A 19,009-nucleotide genomic window follows, 5' to 3' on the forward strand; every position below is an offset into this window, starting at 1 on the left:
TTCAAAGCCAATATAAGTCGAATCGACCGCGAAGCAAGCTTCGCCCCCGATAGGGCGCATCCGCAGCAGGATCCTGTTTCACTTGCCTTTCTGACATAGATGCTCAGTATATGGGACTAAATGCATCGAAAAAACACTATCTATCCAAAAAAGACCGGGAGGACGGAATGAACGCCAAACTCCATTATGACGTCGTTATCCTGGGCACCGGACCGGCCGGCCTTCAGGCAGCCATTCATGCCTCGCGCAAAAAAGTCTCGGTGCTCGTTTTGGGCAAGGAGAATAAAAGCAGCATGTATCACGCCCACATTGAAAACTTCTGCTGCATCTTCAATGTGGCTGGAAATGAAATCCTCAGCACCGGGCGCAAGCAAGCGGCCGGTTTCGGCGCCGAATTCTCGGAGGCGGATGTGCTGTCGATCCAACAGCACGCCGACGGTTTTGAACTTGAAACCGAAGATGGCGCCAAAATCGAAACCCATGCCTTGATTATCGCCACCGGCACCCAAAGAAACCGACTGGGCGCCAAAGGCGAAAAAGAATTCCTGGGCAAGGGCGTCAGCTATTGCGTCGATTGCGACGGCAACTTCTACCGGGGCGAAGATGTCGCGGTGATTGGCAATGAGAGCGCTGCCGTGGACGGGGCCCTCGCGCTGACCGACATCGCCAAAGAAGTGCACCTGATCTGCGACCGGCTCGATGTATCGGATGCCCTGCAAAAACGCCTCGAAAGCAGTTCGATCAGGATCCACCTGGGCGCAACGGTAAAGGCCATCGAAGGCGATCAAGCGGTCAAAAGCGTCCAACTCCAGGACGGCCGCACCATTCCGGTGGGCGGCGTCTTCATCGAATTGGGGGCCAAGGGCTTGATTCAACTGGCCACCAACCTGGGTATCATGCTCGACGATGAGATGCGCTATTTACAGACCGACAAACAGCAGGCCACCAACATCCCCGGCATCTACGCGGCGGGTGATGTGTGCGGACCGCCGTGGCAAATCGCCAAGGCGGTGGGAGAAGGGTGCGTGGCAGGAATCAACGCGGCGACCTTTGCCAGAAAAAAGAGCACATAGCTTTTTCTCTTGCCGATGCCTGGCACCCTTTGACAATCGACCCAAAGGCGGATATGAACCCGGGCCATGGAAAACGACACCGCTCATCCGACATCGGAACCCGAACTGCTCGCCCTCGGACCCGACGAACCTTTCCGTTTCACGTGCGGTCCCGGCATCGCCTGCTACAACCAGTGCTGCCAGGATCTCAATCAAGCCCTGACGCCGTTCGACGTGCTCGAGCTGAGGCGCTACCTCAAGCTCTCCTGGCAAGAGATCCAGGAACAGCACGTGATGCTGTATAGCGGACCTGCCACGGGCCTGCCGGTGGCTTCCCTGCGATTTGCGACCCGGGCCGGCCGGCACTGCCCGTTCGTCACGACCCAAGGCTGCAGCGTCTATCCGGCCCGCCCCACCTCCTGCCGGCTCTATCCCGTGGCGCGGGCCATCCAACGCTCCCGAATCGAGGGGCGCATCAGCGAACATTTCGCTCTGCTCAAGGAGCCCCACTGCCATGGTTTCGAAAAGGGGCCGACCCAAACCGCACGGCAGTGGATCGAGTCCCAGGGCGCCCGGGCCGGTCTGGATGCAAGCGATGCCATGCTGGAACTCATCGCTCTGAAAAATCGATTGCGTCCAGGCCCACTGGCCCCGGAGCAACGGCAATGGGCGGTCATGGCGTTTTACGATCTGGAGCGACTCAAGGATCAGGCCCAGGCCGGCCGACTGCCGGCCATGGACACCGACGCCCTGCCCCCCATGCCCGACAGGGAGGATGACCACCAATGGCTCTCGTGGGCCATGGCCTGGCTGCAGCGGGCGTTATTCGGCCAGCAGGACTAGGCCCTGCAGACACGCTACGCATATCGTATTTAATACCGTTGTTGGACGCTGACCATGCCGTCAACTTTGTCTTGACAGTGCCGTTTCCATCCAGTATTTGTGAGGCCGTTCCAAGAGGTGCTACGAAAGTGCCTGGTTCGTATAACAAAAAAGCAACAATCGGCCGCCCCCCTGGTAAACCAACCTGACTCAAAGGGGATATGCGGCGATAGAATAGCGGCAAAAGGCATCGCAGGCTTTTTGCCCTGAATACAGAAGGACACCGAGGCCGGGAAGGTCGCATTGGGAAGAATCCCAATCGTCGATCTCCCGGCCTTTTTATTTTTTTTTGGCCATACCCCGCGATGAGGAGGAAAAAGGAGTATACATGCGCTCGTCGAAGATCTTAATCTCTTGGATTCTGGCCTTTCTGTTGTGGCTGGGATCCCATACGGCAGTGGGGTCCGACGAGGTCACCGAGCGGATCGAAAAACCGGTGCGCAACGCGATCACCACCCGGCAAACCACCCAGGCGGAAGAGGAGCAGTGGCGGGCCGAACGTGATCAGTTGATGGCCCGATACGAAGCCCTGGAGCAGACCATCGCACAGCTCGAAACCCACCGGACGGCGCTGCAGCAGTCCAACCAAGACACCCGCGGGCGCATCGCCGCCAAAGCCCAACAGCTCGCCGATATCGAGCAGATCGGCGCCGGCATCCGCCCCCCTGGTCGAAGAGGTCATCGGCCAACTGCAGACCTTCGTGGCCTCGGGGCTCCCATTCCTGCGCGCCGAACGCCAGGCGCGCATCGAACGGCTGTCGCAACTGTCCGGTGATCCTGAAGTCGCGGTCAGCGAAAAATTCCGAAAGGTGATGGAGGCGCTGACGATCGAGGCTGAATACGGCAACACCATCGAAGTCCACCAGGAGACCATCACCGTGGAAGATCAGGAGATGCTGGTCCATGTCTTCCGACTGGGACGCATGAGCCTCTTTTTTCAAACCCTGGACCTTCGCAAATGCGGTGCGTTCAACGTGGCGACCTCCCGCTGGGAACCCCTGCCGCGCGATTACAACGCGGCCATCGAAACCGCCATTGAGATCGGGGCCAAACGGCAGCCCGTCGAACTGCTCAACCTGCCCGTAGGAAGGATGGCGATCCGATGAAACGGACTCCACGATGGCTCACAGGCGCCCTTATGCTGTTCCTCTTGAATCTCCCGGCCGCCCAGGCGGCCGCCCAGGACATGCGTGAAGCGCAGATCCAAGCCCGTGAAACCCGCAAAGCGCTCATCGACCGCGCCGCCGAAGAGCAACGCGCCGCCGAGCAGGCCGCGGCCCGAAGCCGCGAAAAAATCGGCCAGGACCGTACAGTGCTCAAAAAAGCGCTGGCCGAGCTCGAAGCCCGGCACAAGACGCTCGACCAGGAAGTCGGCCGGCTCAGCGCTGAAATGGAGCGCCTGACGGCCGAAGAGAAAGACCTCACCCAACGCCTGGCCGAAAGCGACGGCATGGTGCGGGAACTGGTGGGCGTCATCCGAGTCAACGCCAAGGACTTGCTGGCCTTGATCGAACAGAACCTGAAGAGCGCGATGATAGACCATGATGTCGCTTTTCTCGCGTCGATTGCCGAGCAGGCGAGATTTCCAGGCATGGCCGACATCCGCCGAATGATCGCTCTGCTTTTCGAGACGATTCAGGCCAGCGGAGAAGTATCTATCCAAAGCGGCACGATAACCGACCGGACCGGCCTGCAGGCCGAGGCCGATATCCTGACCATCGGCAACTTCACTGCGGCCTACAGAATCGAAGACGAGGCGGGTTTTCTGACCTATGCCCCCGCCAGCCGCAACCTTTATGCGCTTTCGCGTCTGCCTTCCGGGCGAATGCAACGCCAACTGGACGACTACATGGACGGATCGAGCGATGCGGTCCCCATGGACGTCTCCCGTGGGGGCGCACTGCGTCAATTGACCCATGAATTGAGCCTCTGGCAGCAGATTCCAAAGGGCGGGATCATCGTCTGGCCCATCCTGGCCATTCTGGCCGTGGGCATCGTGATCGTCATCGAACGGGTGGTTTTCCTGTGGCGCAAACACCTGGACGGCGACCGCCTGATGAACGGCATCGCCGCCCGGGTCGTCGAACAGAAATGGGACCTGTGCCATCAGCTGTGCGAAGCCGCCCGCGGGAAACCCATTGCACGGGTCGTCGCCGCCGGCCTGAACTGCCGCAAGATGGCGCGCGAAGAGATGGAGAACGCGTTGCAGGAGGCGATTCTGCGCGAAATTCCACCCATGGAGCGCTTTTTATCGACCTTAGGCATGCTGGCCGCCATCGCGCCCCTGCTCGGGCTGCTGGGCACCGTCACGGGCATGATCGACACCTTTCACGTCATCACCCAGCACGGCACCGGCGATCCGCGCATGATGTCCGGCGGCATCTCCGAAGCCCTGGTGACCACCATGCTGGGACTGACCGTGGCCATCCCCATCATGCTGGCCCACACCCTGCTCAACCGTTCGGTGGATAACCGCATCGGACAGATGGAGGAAAAAGCGGTGGCGCTGGTCAATATTGTTCATAAGAATAGGGAGAAAAGAAAAGTCTAAAGTTTGAAGTGAAGGAAAAATATCGATTTGATTTTTCGTCGTTGATTGCATCACCCGAATCTCCCAATTGATAGAATTCCTTCACTTAACACTTTAAGCTTTACACTTAAAACTTAATAAAAAATGCTTCAACTACTAGAACAAACCTGGTTCCGACTTGAAGCCTACCTGCAGGACGGCGGCGTAGTAATGCTGCCCCTGGTGCTGGTCAGCCTGCTCATGTGGGTCCTGATCATGGACCGCATCTTCTTTTTCAGGCGCTTGTACCGCAAGACGATGAGCGCCCGTTCGGCCTGGGAGCATATTCAACAACAGCGTATGCCCGATCCCGGAGAGTACCGGGGCATCGTATCGCTGCTGGTGGCCGATTTCTTGGAAAACCGCAGCGGCGACCGCATGCTGGATCGTTTCATCCTGGATGAGCGCGTTCAGCACATCAACCGGCGCATGAAAGACTATCTCGCGTTGATCGGCGTGCTGGCCGCCATCGCGCCTCTTTTAGGCCTGCTGGGCACGGTGACCGGCATGATCGCCACCTTCGACGTGCTGTCCGTCTTCGGCACCGGCAACGCCAAGGCCATGGCCGGCGGCATCTCCGAGGCCTTGATCACCACCCAGACCGGCCTGCTGGTGGCCATTCCAGGCCTTTACATGAAGGGTTTTCTCGATCGCCGGGCCGACAACCTGATCCAGCGGGTCAAGACGGTCGGCTACTATTTGCGCCGGCATTTGTAGGCGTTTGCGATCATCCCGGGCGGGACTAAAGCCCGCCCCACGGGGAGAAGTTGGTAAGCATATAAGTATTCGTCACAATGGGCGGGCGTGACTCAATATGGAGATCAACGCCGCTCATCAAATCGACAGAATACCTTCACTTTAAACTTAGAATCTTAGACTTAAAACGTTACACTTTAAACTTCTTTTTCATCCCCGAAGGGGGTCACCTTGCTCAACATCACCGCCACCCGCAGAAGCCGCCGCAGCGCTACCGAGCTGAACATCGCGCCGCTCATCGATATGGTATTTATCCTGCTGATCTTCTTCCTGGTCACCACCAGCTTCGTCAAGGAGACCGGCATCGAAGTAAGCCGGCCCACTGCCGCCACCGCCGTCAGCCAGTCCAAGGCGACCATCCTAATCGCCATCGATCCGGCCAACCGCATCTACATGGATCACCGCGAAATCGACGTCCGCGCCGTAAGGGCCAACGTGGAGCGCGCATTGGCCGAAAACCCCGAAGGCGCCGTGGTGGTCGTGGCCGACCGGGCCAGCAGCACGGGCATGGCCATCGAAGTGATGGACGGGTGCCGCATGGCCGGGGCCAAGAATGTCTCGCTGGCCGCCAGCCTGCCCGGGGGAAACGCCCCATGAGCCGTCCGAACGATTATCGCCAGATTCTTCGCCAACGCAACCGCGGCGCCTGGACATGGGCATTGCTTTCGGCCATGGGGTTGAATCTGGCGCTCTTCATGCTGATGCCCCATCTGCTGCACTCGGCGCCGGCCAAGCCCACGTTCGATACGCTGCTGCCCCAGATCCAGGTGGTTCGCCTCAAACGTCCCGAAAGCCCGATTTCGCGTGATGCGCCTCGCCCCCCCGAGGTAAAACGGCAGCAGCCGGCACCGCAACCCGACCTCAACAGCGCCGCCCTGCAGCGGCCGGTATGGCCGTTCGAAATCAACGCCCGCCTGCCTGGCGGTCCGGACACGATCGCTTTGCCGCCTTTGGAGACCAACCTGAAGGCCCTGGGCATCGGCGATCTTTTCGGCGTGGGCGACCTGGACCAGCCCCTGATCACCCTCACGCGCATGCCGCCGATCTACCCCCTGGGCGCCAAACGCCGGGGCATCGAAGGATCGGTGACGGTGCGCTTCATCGTCAACGAACACGGGTCGGTGGAGAAGACCACCATCATCCATGCCCAGCCGCCCGACACCTTCGAAGAGGCGGTGCTGCGCTGTGTTTCCGGATGGCGGTTTCAACCTGGAACGGTGGATGGGCAGCCAGTCCGCGTGTGGGCCGAGACCACCATCCACTTCACACTGGATTAAAGCCATGAAAAGTCTTTGCCAATTTTCAATCCATCCTTTCATCGACCGATGCATCGCAACGGCGCTGGCCGTCATGGTGCTCATGACGCTTCCTGGGATGGCCGCTGGAGCCGGACAAGATGCAAAAGAGCTGCCGGCCGCCGTGCGATGGGTGTTCAATGACGTGGGGCGCCTGATCGATCAGAAAAATTATGATGCCGCGGTCAAACGATTGACCGAATTCCAGGCCAAGGGCGGACCCGAACCGCAAACCGCCGCGGGCGACGATGTCCACCACCACCCCATGGTCTATTTCGCGCTGGGCAACTGCCGTCTCTATCAGGAGCGCTACGCCCAGGCCGAAGCCGCATTAGCGCAGGCGGTCCGGCGTCAGCCGGATCTCACCGCCGCCTGGCTCAACCTGGCCAAGGCCTGCTACGAGCAGGGCAAACATGCCGCCGCCGCGGACCATTTCCGCGAAGCCTACGACCGCTGCGCCGAAAAACAGCCCGAGCACCTCTACTACAGTGCCGCCGCCGATCTTATGGCCCAAAACTACAAGGCGGCCATCGACACCTTCGAACGCCTTTTCGAACGTCATCCCGGAAAGATCCAGCTGTCCTGGAAATCCCACTGGGTGCACGCCCTGCTGGCCGACGGCCAGGCGAAGCGGGCCTTGCCCCACATCGAAGCGTTGATCGCCGGACACACCGGTGAAGAACGCGTCCGCTGGCAGGAAGTTCTTCTCTATCAATATGTTCAGCTCAAGATGACCGCCAAGGCCCGGGGCTATGCCCGCGCTCTCACCCGGCAGACCCCCGCCGAGCCGCGCTGGTGGAAGATGTCCGCCCAGCTCGATCTGAGCGATGGCGCCTATGCCGACGCCCTGGCGGCCATGACGATCTATGGATACCTTACCCCACTTTCGGAAGAAGAACGGAAACTGTGGGCCGACCTGAGCCTCCAATTGGGCATTCCCGGCCAGGCGGCACCGATTTATGAAAAGATGCTGGCCGACGCCGACGACGCCAAAGGAATGAAAGAGATGCTGAAAAACCTGGTCACGGCCTACCGCCGCCTGGGGCAGCCCGAAGCCGCCCTGGCCCAATTGGACCGCGCGCCTGACCTGGGAAAGGACCCGGAACTGCTCATGCTCAGGGCCGACCTGCTCTATGAACAAAAACGGTATGACGAAGCATCAGCGGCCTACCTGCGTGCGGCCCGCGAAGACCACTCCCGGGCCGGGAACGCATGGCTTATGGCCGGTTATGCCGCGTGGCAGGCCAACGACATCGATACCAGCCGACGAGCGTTTACAAAAGCCGCCGACTTTAAACCCCATCGTCAGAGAGCCTTGCTGGCCATGCGACAACTGCAGAAAATCAATTAGGCAACCAATGAACCTCACGCTGCACAAACGCATCTGCGTCATCGACGGCCAGGGCGGCGGCATCGGCGCCACCCTGATCAAATATCTGAAAGGCGCCTATGGCGAAACCATCGAACTCATCGCCCTGGGCACCAACGCCATCGCCACGGCCCAGATGCTCAAGGCCGGCGCCAACCGGGGCGCCTCCGGGGAGAATGCCATCTGCCACACCGTACCCCTGGCAGACTGCATCGTCGGCCCCATCGCCATCACCTGGGCCAACGCCATGCTTGGCGAGGTGACCCCGCGCATGGCCGAAGCCGTCACATCCTGTCCGGCCCTCAAGATCCTGTTGCCGCTCTCCCAGGAGCGGACCCGGATCGTCGGCATCGTCAGCGAACCGCTGCCCCATTTCGTGCAGCGCCTGGTGGAAAAAGAGATCAAGGAGGTATGGAACCATGTGTGAAGCCAATGTCTATCTGGACCGCAATGGAGCGGAAGAGATGATCCTGGAATCCGTGGATGTGATCGAACCGCAGGAAAACAACACCTTTCGGATGGTGACGATTTTCGGCGAACAGAAGATCATCCGGGGACGCCTCAAGGGCATGAACCTCGTGGATCACAAGATCGTTTTCATCCCCGAGGGGGATTAGATCTTGACGCCTCACGAATGACCCATTTGCCTGTTTCTCTAGTGGCAACTGAACGGACAGCAGAAAAAAAGGACCGCCGCCTTCCGGCCAGGGATGCGGCGACGGCCCTTGGGGTGAAACTCCCGGTGACCGGGGGCTTCGACTTGCAAATTTAGCATCGACGAAACCCCGCCGTCAATCACGGCAACACATGAACTCGGGGGCGCCCACCCATCGCATTGAATTGGCAACTGGAACTATGAAAAGGAGGGAACTGGTTATGAAACGGATGGGGTTGGTTTTATTGGCAGTCGTCGCGGGCGTGCTCATGATTTGCGGCATCGGCGCAGCGGAAACGGAAACACCGGCGGACAATGTGGAGCGCCTCGAGGATTTGGAGGTCAAGGAAAAGGGCGGGGCGCCGGGGTTGACCACGAGCCCGGGTAAAACCGTCATCGAACTGGACAAGTACGCCACCATGGCACCTCCCGGCAGCATCGTGGATGTGCTCAAGACCCACGCCATCGTGGATTTCCGGGGGGATTCCGATTTCGACCCCGGGATCGACAGCATCTATGTGCGCGGATTTGACGCCACGCGCTTCGTCACGGCCATCGACGACCTGACGCTCCTCAAAACCGGAGGCCGCAAGTCCTCCAACATCGTAGATTACGCCACCCTGCCGGCCTTTCTGATTGACAAGGTCGAAGTGCTGCCCGGGCCCCACTCGGCCCGCTTTGACAGCAAGGCCATCGGCGGGGTTCTCAATTTCGTCACCCGCCAACCCGAGCGCCGGGAGAGCGCCAAACCCGATCTCAAATTCAGCACCAGCTACGGATCCTATGACAGTTGGAATAACAATGCTTCCATGAGCGGCGCCATCAGCGCGTTCGTCTATGACTTCGGCTATCAGTACACCCATACCGATGGCTATCTGCGCAATAGCGAGACGGACAACCAAACGGTGTTCGGACGAGTCGGGGTCGTTTTGCCCGGGAATGGATTCTTCGCCTTGAGTTCGTCTTATGCCGATACCGACCGCGAGGCGCCGGTCAACAACCCCAGCAGCGACGGCTCGGATTACGATTCGGACTACCCGAGGACGGACAGCGGGGCCTTCGACCCCTACGCCAAACCGACCTGGGACAGCCGCTCTACCACCTACCGCCTCAACTACGAGCAGTCGTTGCCCATCATCGGCCGTTTGCAGATCGGGGCCTACAAATCCCACGATTTCCGCGATCGCTCGTACTATGCCAGTACAACGGACACGACACGCAGCGAAATGGAAACCGATTGGTATGCGCAAGGCGGCAAAATCCAAGACGATATCCGCTGGTCCGCCAACCATCACACCACGGTGGGGTTTGACATCGCACGACTCTATGACGACGGCATCAACGAACACAAGGAAGAACGTATCAAAAAGCGGGGCACCTTCATCGAGCACAAGTGGGGCATCCTGCCTTCCGTGGATATCAGGGCCGGGCTTCGCTATGAGGATGTGCGCATCTGGGTGACCAACTTCGGCGCCATTCCCAATCGGGAGGATGTCATCAATCGCCGTTGGAACGAGCTGATCCCCAAATCCTTCACCACCTGGCGCATGGACGGCGTGGCCCCCTGGCTGCGGGACACTGCTCTCTCCCTGGGTGTCAGCAAAATCTGGCGCGCTCCCGATTATCACGGCGACTACAATCCCCAGGGGCGACCGGCCGGTGCCTGGCTGGAGGACGAACACGGTATCGGTTACGACCTGGTGCTCGACCGCAGGCTCTGGCGGGATATCTCTCTGCAAATCAACTACGCCTTTTACGACATCAAGGACTACATCGCCAGCAACAGCGCCTATGCCAACTACTCGGGCGCCGGGGCCGGCAACCTGAGATACAGCGACTATAAAATCAACCTCGAGCGCGTCCACCGGCATGGCGTGGATGTCACTCTCGGCGGCCATATCATAGACGATCTATCCTTCAGCCTGACCTACGCCTGGCAGCAATTTTATAACCGGGGGGATGAACCGGCCGGTGAAACCACACTGCATCAACGCGCCGAGAACCGGATTACGGCCAGCCTGCGCTATGCCTTGTTCGAGCGCACCACCTTGATGCTGGACTACTACTACCAGGACAAGGAGATCACCGAGGTCTCCGAAGAAATTGCTCCCGATGTGTGGTTTTTCACCGAAGTGGAGAATCCATCATACAGCGTTTTCGACTTCGGGGTTCAGCAGCAGTTGTTTAAACAGATCGGATTCTTCGAAAACGGCACGGCCAAAGTATGGGTCAAGAACATCTTCGACGAAGATTACTACAATTCCTCCGGGCATCCGGGTACTGACCGCACCTTTGGTGTCAGCTTTCAATTTGGGATTTAACATCATCACAATAGCCGCCTGAAAAGCTCCGATAAAGGGCGACAAAGAGGCATATTTTCCAACCAACAGGAGACAAATTCTATGCACTGCAACAAGTTATGGAAAATCAGGAGTTTTTTAATCCTCTTGGCCTTAATATGGGCCGGTATCGCCTGCTGCGCCGGTCCGGCGGCGTCACCCGCCACATCAGGTCATGATGCTTCCGGCAGCTACACCCTCGTCAGTATCGGCCCCGGCGACGCCGACCTGCTCACCGTGCGCGCCGTGGAGGCCATCCGGCGGGCCGACCTGATCTTCTGCAATCCCAAGACCCGGGAAAAGCTGGCATCCGTGATCGATTTTACCGGAAAACAGGTGGAAGACGGCTACGGCGTGCTGTTCCGCTTCTATGGCCGGGACTGCCGCCAGGTGCCTGAAGCGGAGCGCACCTGGCACGGCCGGACCTGCGAAGAATTTCACCGCAAACAGGCGGAATTTATCGTCATGGTGCAGGCCGCCGTCCAATCCGGCCGGCACGTGGTGTTGCTCAGCAGCGGCGACCCGACCATTTACGGTCCGGACCTGTGGAGCATCAAGGCGCTCAAGGATCTGAACCCCACCGTGATACCCGGCATCAGCTCGCTCAACGCGGCCAATGCCGTGCTCAAGGCCGGCCTGGGCGAAGTCATCATCACGGCCCCCTTTGACCGCGAAGGCCGCGCGGACACCATCGAACGGCTGGCCGTCCACGAACGGGCCACCATGGTCATCTTCATGCCCCGGGATATGCCCAAACTGCTCCAACGTCTCGCCGCGGCCTACCCGGCCGACACCCCCGTCGCCGTGGTCAGCCGGGCCGGTCATGTGGGTCAGGAAAACGCCGTCATGGGCACGGTGGCCGATATCGGCGACCGGTTGAAGGATCAGGACGTGCAACTCTCCCTGGTCTACGTGGGCAAGGCCCTGGCCCAGGCCCAATTCAATGCCGACGAAACGCCCATGCCGTCCGGAACGGGCAGATTCTACCTGGTGGGCATGGGCCCGGGGGACGCCGACCTGGCCAGCCTGCGGGCCGTGCGGGTGATCGAAAAGGCGGACCTGATCTTTGCCAGCGACAAGTACCAGAAGCGTTACGCCTCCCTGCTCAAAGGCAAGAAGGTGCTGGACGGCTATGGCCGGCTGTTTCCCTTCTACGGCAAGGATTGTGCGACGCTCACCCCGGCCGAACGGGCCAATGAGCGCATGAGCTGCGAGGCCTACCACCAAAAGCAGGCGGAGTTCGAACGGCTGGTGCGCGACGCCGTGGCCAAGGGCCAGACCGTGGCCATGCTGGATACCGGAGACCCCCTGATTTACGGCCCCTGCTCCTGGTCCCTGACCGCCTTGCGCGACCTGCCCACCGAGGTGGTGCCCGGCCTGAGCTGCTTCAACGCCGCCAACGCGGCCCTGCAGGCCGGGGTGACCCAGGGCAAAAGCAGCCATTCGGTGCTGCTGGCCTCGGGCTGGTCCGTGGATGAAATGGCGGTGCATCAAAGCACCATGGTGCTCTTCACCATGCGCAAGGAGTTCAAGCATTTCGTCGACGCCTTGTCCAGGCACTATCCAGCGGAAACGCCGGTGGCCATCGTCTCCAAGGCCGGTTACGCCCGGGAGGAGCAGGTGACCCGCGGCACCCTGGGCACCATCCTGGCTCAACTGGGCGGGGATAAAATGCCGTTCGAATACCTGCTTTACGTCGGCGACTTTCTGGCGGACGGCGGGCGGGTGGCGAATTAGAAAAATGGAGTATGAAAGCAGGAAAGTCCGAAAGTAGGAAAGTTAAAGGTATGCTGTCGATTGGATGATTGTCGGATCTCGTAGGGGCGGGTTTTATGCCCGCCCTCGCGGCCGCTAAAGTTTTTGATGTTGTTTTTGATTGTTGCACCCATATAGGAAATTGAAAGGGGAAATATGAAAAGATTACTCTCTGGATTCTTGGCGACGACACTTCTACTGCTGCTTTGCGCCGCTGCCCAGGCGCACATGCTCTGGCTCAACCCCATGGATTACTATCCGGCGGTGGGATCCACGGTGGACATCGGCATCGGGTGGGGCCACACGTATCCGGCCGAACGCACCGACCAGGAAGTCAAGGCGGACCGGGTGGAAACCATCGCGGCCATCGATCCCGACGGCCGCAAGGTGCCGCTGGTCCAGGCGGCGGTTGACCGCTATCAATTGAAGATCGAGAAAGCGGGCGCCTATGTGGTGACGGCGCGGATCAAGCCCGGCTTTTTCACCATGACGCCCGAAGGTCGTAAATGGGGGGACAAGAAAGCGATCGCCAATGCGGTCAAGTGCACCAACTTTCACATCGAGGCCAAGGCGGTCCTGATCGCCGGCGGTGACGCCAGAAACCTCGACGCCGGTTCGGATCAGGCCCTGACGCTGGTTCCCGTGACCGATCCCAGTGCCGTCAAGGCCGGCGGGACATTTGCAGCGACGGTTCTATATAACAACCAACCCCTGGCCGATGCCCCGGTGAAAGCGGCCTATGCCGGGTTTGAACCCAAGAAGGACGAGGGCCAAAAGACCTCGAACAAGGGGCACAGCCACTCGGGCGGGCACTACCCTGTGGAAACCCGGACCGATGGCCAGGGCCGGGTGGAGATCAGCGTGGACCGGCCCGGCTACTGGCTGTTGATCCTCTCCCACAAGCCCGACTACCCAGAAAAAGAAGTTTGCGACGAGTATATGTACAACGTGACCTATACCCTGGAAGTGCGGTAGCGGCGGCGATGAAAAAACCACTCAACGGCGATGGCCTGCGCCGCGAAATCGGGCTGTTTTCGGCCACGATCCTGGTGATCGCCAACATGGTGGGCACCGGCATCTTCACCACCTCCGGATTTATCCTGGCGGAAGTGGGGTCTGCCGGTGCCCTGCTGTTGTGCTGGCTGTTCGGGGGTATCTTCGCCCTATGCGGCGCGCTGTGCTACGGCGAACTGGGTGCCCGCTTTCCCAGGGCCGGGGGCGAGTATGTCTTCCTGACGGAGAGTTTCGGCCGGCCGGTGGGATTTCTGTCCGGCTGGATCTCCCTGTTCGTCGGCTTTTCAGCGCCCATCGCGGCCGCGGCCATTGCCTTTGCCACTTACAGCTTCCAGGCGTTGTCCATCCCCGTGGGCGATCCGGTGGTCATTGCCATCGGAGAGTGGCGGATCGTTACGCTCTCCTGGTTGAACGCGATTGCCATCGTGGTGGTGATCCTCTTCTCCCTGGTTCATTACCACAGCCTTCACGTGGGCAGTAATATCCAGAACGGCCTGACCATTTTCAAAATCGCCCTGATCGTTGTTTTCATCTTGGCCGGCGTGCTGTTCGGCAAGGGGTCGGCGACCAACTTCATGGCCGCTTCCACGACATCGCTGTCGGCCGAAAAGTTTGCCGTGGCACTGATCTTCGTCTCGTTCGCCTACAGCGGATGGAACGCGGCCGCCTACCTGGGGGCCGAGATCGTCCGGCCCCAGCGCAACATCCCCCTGGCCCTGGCTTTAGGGACCGCCACGGTCATCGTTGTCTACCTGCTGCTCAATGGCGTTTATCTCTATGCCCTGCCGCCCGGCCAGATGCAGGGCGTGCTCGAGGTCGGCGCCCGTTCGGCGACGGCCCTGTTCGGCGCCAACATCAGCCAGCTGTTCAGCGGCGCCGTGGCCCTGGGCATTCTCTCCGTGCTCAGCGCCATGATCATGACCGGCCCGCGGATTTACTATGCCATGTCACGGGACGGACTCTTTTTCAGCATATTCGGACGGCTCAACATGGCGCGCAGGACCCCGGCCGCGGCGATCTTCCTGCAAACGGCGCTGGCCGTCGTCATGGTGCTCACGGCCTCCTTCGAAACCTTGCTGATCTATATCGGCTTTACCCTGGCGCTGTGTGCCATGTTGACGGTCATGGGATTGATGCGCATCCGCCGGCGCAATGAGGCGGCGGCACTCGCCTACAGGACTTTCGGATATCCCGTGACACCCTTGATCTTCATCCTGGGAAACGCCTGGATCATCTTCTTCTCCCTGAAGAGCCGGCCGGTGGCCGGCCTGGCCGGCCTGGCCACCATCGCGGCCGGGCTGGCCGTCTATCATTTTTTCCAGCGCTCAAACCCGGCGAAACCGGAAAGGAATACCTGATATGCGTGTTTGGACCATCGTAACCGTTCTGTTGTCGACCCTGATCTGGGCCCTGCCTGCCTGGTGCCACGGCGTGGAGGGACACATTACGCCGGCCCAGGGATATCGGGTCACGGCCATGTACGATGACGGCGAGCCCATGAGCTACGCTGCCGTGGAGATCAAGGGCCCGGATGCCGACATTGCCTTTCAAACCGGACGAACCGACCGCAACGGCCTCATGATGTTTCGGCCCGACCGCCCCGGCCCCTGGCAGGCGGTTGTCAGCGACGGCATGGGCCATCGCCTGGCCCTGGACCTGGTGGTGCCCGAACCGGACGCCGCAACCCGGCCGCCCGATGCGCCCGTGGCGATGTCCCGTCCCTCGGGCAGCCGCATCGCCAATACCGTGGCAGGGTTGGGCATCATCTTCGGCCTCATGGGCACATTCTACGGCTGGCGCGGCCGGCGCATGCAACGGCGCGACAACCGCTGAATTCGCCGGGTCGGCGCCCGGCCCAGCGCCCGCCGCCGGTCACTTTCGGACATATTCTTGATGAAACCGTTCACTGAAAACATGGGACGCCTGCCTCTTCTGCGCCGCGCTTCCCGGTCATGGGTCTGGCCCGGCACCGCCGCGGTGGTGCTGGCCTGCTTCCTGGTTTCCGGCGCGGCGGGCCTGGTCTACCAGACCCTGTGGGTGCGCATGATCGACAAAGTGGTCGGCAGTGCGCCCTTTGCCGTGGCCGCCGTGGTCTCCGCCTTCATGGGCGGCCTGGCCCTGGGAAGCTGGGCGGCCGGTCGAACGATCGACCGCTGGACCGAACGTGGCAAGCTGTTGACCCTCTATGGGGCCATCGAAGTCGGCATCGGCCTCTATGCCTTGTGCTTCGAAACCCTGGCCGCGGCCTGCAAGCCGCTCTACGTCCTGGCCTATGCCCACCTGTGGCCCTATCCCTGGGCTTACGCCCTGTTCACCTTTGCGGGTTGCTTTTTACTGCTGCTGGTGCCCACCACGCTCATGGGCGCCACTCTGCCGGTGCTTTGCCGCTACCATGTCACCCGGCTCGACGCCCTGGGCACCCGGGCCGGCGCGCTTTACAGCCTCAACACCATCGGCGCGGCCGCAGGCGCCCTGCTGTGCGGCTTCGTCCTCGTCCCGCGACTGGGGGTGTCGGGAACACTTTACGCGGCCGTGGCCGCGAATCTCGTTATCGGCGCATGCTGCCTGCTGCTGGCCCGACGACGCACCACCATCAGGGCCGCGGTCTCCCCCGGCGCAGTGAAATCCGAACCCGGCAAGAGTGCGACACCAACCGATCGGAGCCTCGATCGGGTCCAGCTGTGGGCCCTGACCCTCTTCGCCGTATCGGGTTTTTGCGCCATGGCCTGCGAGGTATTCTGGACCCGCCTGATCGGCCTGATCATCGGGCCGACCGTCTATGCCTTCAGCGTGGTGGTGGCCACCTTTATCATCGGCCTGGCGGCCGGCGGCATGCTGTTCGGCTGGCTGGCCGACCGCCTGAACCGCGACCTCACCCTGCTGCACGTCACCCAGCTGGCGGCCGCCCTCTTGTCCCTGGGGGTCAGCCAGCTGCTCGGCGACAGCCAGTTCTTCTTCGCCAAGGTGATCCAAAGCCTGCAGCACGAGTACGCCCGATTGATGCAATTCCAGGCCCTGCTCCTGTTCGTGCTTCTCCTGGGGCCGACCCTCTGCTGGGGAGCCGCCTTCCCCCTGGTCAACCGCATCTGCGCCCGGCAGCTCGCCACCCTGGGCCGATCCATCGGCGGCGCCTATGCCGTCAACACCATCGGGGCCATCCTCGGCGCCTTCGGGGCCGGCTTCATTCTCATTCCGCTGGTCGGCAAGGAGATCGGCCTGCGGTTGACCATCGGCCTGCAATGCGCCATCGCCGGCCTGGGGTGGCTCATTCAAAGCCGGAACGCGCGCCGGCCCTGGGCCGGCCGCCTGACCGCCGCCACCATCCTCCTGTCCACCTTGCCGATCGCCTGGCACTTTCCGGACTGGCCGCCCGGCCTGCTCTCGAGGGGCTGGTACCGCGATTTCGGCGCCCTGCAGGACACCCTGGCGCGGACCGGTTGGTGGACGGCCCTGAGGCAAGGCAATTCATTGCTCGCCCGCCAGCGCCGTGGACAGGACGTGGTTTTTCAAGGCGAAGGCGTCGGCGGCTTCACCACCGTAGAGCGGGAGACCACCAGCCTGGGCACCGTGGAATGGGCCATGTTCAACAGCGGCAAGGCGGATGCCTCCTCCCACGGCGACCGCTCCACCCAGACGCTCTCCGGCCACCTGCCCTTGCTCTTTCACCCCGGCGCACGAAATGTCATGGTCCTGGGGCTGGCCAGCGGCATGACGTCGGGCGAGGTGCTGCTCTACCCCGTGGAGCGGCTGGACATCCTGGAGATCAATGCCCAGGTGGTCGAAGCCTGCCGGCGCTTTTTTGCGCCCTTCAACCGCGATTGCCTCAACGACCCGCGCACCCGCCTTATCGTCCAGGACGGGCGCAACCACCTGGCCCTGACCGGCGAGCGCTACGACGTGATCATCTCCGAACCTTCCAACCCCTGGATGGCCGGCCTGGCCAACCTCTACACCCTGGAATTCTTCCAGCTGGTCCGGCAGCGTCTCACCGACCACGGCATCTTCGCCCAATGGATTCAAGCCTACGAAATGGACTGGGAGACCTTCAACCTCCTGGGGCGCACCTTTACCGCAGTGTTCGGCGACGGCGCCCTGTTCAAGGTCGGGCCGGGCGATTATCTGCTCCTGGGGTTCGCACACCGCGGCGGCCTGGATTGGGATACGGCCCGCAACAACCTCGCCTTCACCCAGCGCTCCGGACACATGGTGATCAGAGACATCGCCAGCCTGGCCCACCTGGTGGCCACCGAAGATCTGCCCCACCTGTTCGATCCCGGACCGCTGCACACCGACGACCGGCCCCGGCTCGAGTACGCCGCGCCGCGCCGGCTGTATGCCGGCGGCCTGGACCTGGAATTCGCCGCTGCCGACCGACTCCGGCTAACAGCGGCCACCCAAACGCTGCTGACCAGCCATGATCGGGCCGAAAACCTGCTCAACCTGATCGAACTGGGCGCATCGATCCACCTGCCCCTCTTCGCCCGGCTCGATCCCTCCGGACTCAGCGAGGACCGGCAAGCCCGCTATATGAATATCGTAAAAAATTACTGCACCGCCACCCTGGTGCCCGCCTTCCGCCTGTTGGGCAACGACCAGGCCAAACAGGCCTGCGCAGAGATTCAGGTTCGACAGATTGAAAGGCACTTGGACCAAAACAACGGACGCCCGGCGGATCACTACAACCTGGGGGTCTCCGTGGCCGCCGCCGGGCGGATCGACGATGCTGTCAATGCCTTCAAGAAGGCGCTCGACCTGGACCCCGACCATCGGGAAGCCCACACGGCCCTGGGCCTGCTGGCGGCCCAAGGCGGCCGATTCGCCGACGCCCTGCCCCATCTGCGCAAGGCCGCGGCCCTGGCCCCGAACCGGGCCGATGCCCATAAAAACTTGGGGATGGCCGAAGCCCGCGCCGGCAACCCGGCCGCCGCGGCCCAACACCTGTCAGCCGCCCTGCGCCTGGCGCCGGACGACGTCGTCGCCCTCAACGAACTGGGCCTGGTCCGGCTGCGCCAGGGGCAGGCTGCGGAAGCGTACGCATCGTTTTCGGCCGCATTGGGCATCGATGCCGACAATGCCGAGACCCACCACAACCTGGGGCTGTTGTTCCTCATGCAAGGGAAGCCGGAACAGTCCATCCCCTATTTTCAAGCCGCCCTGCGCCTCAGGCCGGACAACGCCGCCACACGCCGCAACCTGCAGGCCGCCCTGGCGTCAAGCGGACAGGACCGGCCGGCGAACACACGAACCGTCGAAAATTGAAAGATCATTTCACTTTAATAGAAGCCAAGACATACGGGGTGTATGTCTAGAATGGAGAGAATGT

Annotated in this window: 17 protein-coding genes; all 17 read left to right on the forward strand. The window is 61.3% G+C overall.

Annotated features, from left to right (window positions below; genetic code table 11):
• Positions 1 to 167: 167 nt before the first annotated feature.
• A complete protein-coding gene (locus DFT_RS21570; RefSeq protein WP_054034097.1) occupies positions 168 to 1,073 on the forward strand; it encodes an NAD(P)/FAD-dependent oxidoreductase in 906 nt (301 codons plus the stop codon).
• Between the two features lie 66 nt (positions 1,074 to 1,139).
• On the forward strand, positions 1,140 to 1,895 hold the full coding sequence (locus DFT_RS21575; RefSeq protein WP_054033300.1) for a YkgJ family cysteine cluster protein: 756 nt from the start codon (positions 1,140 to 1,142) through the stop codon (positions 1,893 to 1,895).
• Positions 1,896 to 2,262: 367 nt separating this feature from the next.
• The gene (locus tag DFT_RS27400) at positions 2,263 to 2,709 is read left to right on the forward strand and encodes a DUF3450 family protein (RefSeq protein WP_054033301.1); all 447 of its coding nucleotides are present in this window, start codon (positions 2,263 to 2,265) and stop codon (positions 2,707 to 2,709) included.
• Positions 2,636 to 3,040 (forward strand): DUF3450 domain-containing protein, encoded by a 405-nt coding sequence (locus DFT_RS27065; RefSeq protein ID WP_268750706.1) that lies wholly within the window; start codon positions 2,636 to 2,638, stop codon positions 3,038 to 3,040. The genes DFT_RS27400 and DFT_RS27065 overlap by 74 nt, the downstream gene beginning before the upstream one ends.
• Positions 3,037 to 4,485: a MotA/TolQ/ExbB proton channel family protein gene (locus tag DFT_RS21590; protein WP_054033303.1), complete on the forward strand. Its 1,449-nt coding sequence runs from the start codon at positions 3,037 to 3,039 to the stop codon at positions 4,483 to 4,485. Before DFT_RS27065 ends, DFT_RS21590 begins: the two co-directional genes overlap by 4 nt.
• A 123-nt stretch (positions 4,486 to 4,608) precedes the next feature.
• Positions 4,609 to 5,220 (forward strand): MotA/TolQ/ExbB proton channel family protein, encoded by a 612-nt coding sequence (locus DFT_RS21595; protein WP_054033304.1) that lies wholly within the window; start codon positions 4,609 to 4,611, stop codon positions 5,218 to 5,220.
• Positions 5,221 to 5,430: 210 nt separating this feature from the next.
• Entirely contained in the window at positions 5,431 to 5,856 is a 426-nt protein-coding gene (locus tag DFT_RS21600; RefSeq protein ID WP_054033305.1) for an ExbD/TolR family protein, read from the forward strand.
• Positions 5,853 to 6,536: an energy transducer TonB gene (locus DFT_RS21605; RefSeq protein WP_054033306.1), complete on the forward strand. Its 684-nt coding sequence runs from the start codon at positions 5,853 to 5,855 to the stop codon at positions 6,534 to 6,536. Before DFT_RS21600 ends, DFT_RS21605 begins: the two co-directional genes overlap by 4 nt.
• A gap of 4 nt (positions 6,537 to 6,540) precedes the next feature.
• Positions 6,541 to 7,905 carry a tetratricopeptide repeat protein gene (locus DFT_RS21610; RefSeq protein WP_054033307.1) on the forward strand — a complete coding sequence of 455 codons (1,365 nt, stop codon included), beginning with the start codon at positions 6,541 to 6,543 and terminating at the stop codon, positions 7,903 to 7,905.
• A 7-nt stretch (positions 7,906 to 7,912) separates the two neighbouring features.
• Positions 7,913 to 8,350 (forward strand): DUF3842 family protein, encoded by a 438-nt coding sequence (locus tag DFT_RS21615; protein WP_054033308.1) that lies wholly within the window; start codon positions 7,913 to 7,915, stop codon positions 8,348 to 8,350.
• A complete protein-coding gene (locus DFT_RS21620) occupies positions 8,343 to 8,540 on the forward strand; it encodes a CooT family nickel-binding protein (RefSeq protein ID WP_054033309.1) in 198 nt (65 codons plus the stop codon). Before DFT_RS21615 ends, DFT_RS21620 begins: the two co-directional genes overlap by 8 nt.
• A 259-nt stretch (positions 8,541 to 8,799) precedes the next feature.
• The gene (locus tag DFT_RS21625; RefSeq protein WP_054033310.1) at positions 8,800 to 10,899 is read left to right on the forward strand and encodes a TonB-dependent receptor; all 2,100 of its coding nucleotides are present in this window, start codon (positions 8,800 to 8,802) and stop codon (positions 10,897 to 10,899) included.
• 126 nt (positions 10,900 to 11,025) lie between these two features.
• The gene (locus tag DFT_RS21630; RefSeq protein ID WP_200907125.1) at positions 11,026 to 12,654 is read left to right on the forward strand and encodes an SAM-dependent methyltransferase; all 1,629 of its coding nucleotides are present in this window, start codon (positions 11,026 to 11,028) and stop codon (positions 12,652 to 12,654) included.
• 174 nt (positions 12,655 to 12,828) lie between these two features.
• On the forward strand, positions 12,829 to 13,647 hold the full coding sequence (locus tag DFT_RS21635) for a DUF4198 domain-containing protein (RefSeq protein ID WP_083453698.1): 819 nt from the start codon (positions 12,829 to 12,831) through the stop codon (positions 13,645 to 13,647).
• An 8-nt stretch (positions 13,648 to 13,655) separates the two neighbouring features.
• The gene (locus tag DFT_RS21640) at positions 13,656 to 15,044 is read left to right on the forward strand and encodes an APC family permease (protein ID WP_054033313.1); all 1,389 of its coding nucleotides are present in this window, start codon (positions 13,656 to 13,658) and stop codon (positions 15,042 to 15,044) included.
• 1 nt (position 15,045) lies between these two features.
• Positions 15,046 to 15,519, forward strand: a complete 474-nt coding sequence (locus DFT_RS21645; RefSeq protein ID WP_054033314.1) for a hypothetical protein — start codon at positions 15,046 to 15,048, stop codon at positions 15,517 to 15,519.
• Positions 15,520 to 15,579: 60 nt separating this feature from the next.
• Positions 15,580 to 18,945 (forward strand): fused MFS/spermidine synthase, encoded by a 3,366-nt coding sequence (locus tag DFT_RS21650; protein WP_054033315.1) that lies wholly within the window; start codon positions 15,580 to 15,582, stop codon positions 18,943 to 18,945.
• Positions 18,946 to 19,009 lie beyond the last annotated feature (64 nt).

Source organism: Desulfatitalea tepidiphila, assembly GCF_001293685.1.
Taxonomy (GTDB): domain Bacteria; phylum Desulfobacterota; class Desulfobacteria; order Desulfobacterales; family Desulfosarcinaceae; genus Desulfatitalea; species Desulfatitalea tepidiphila.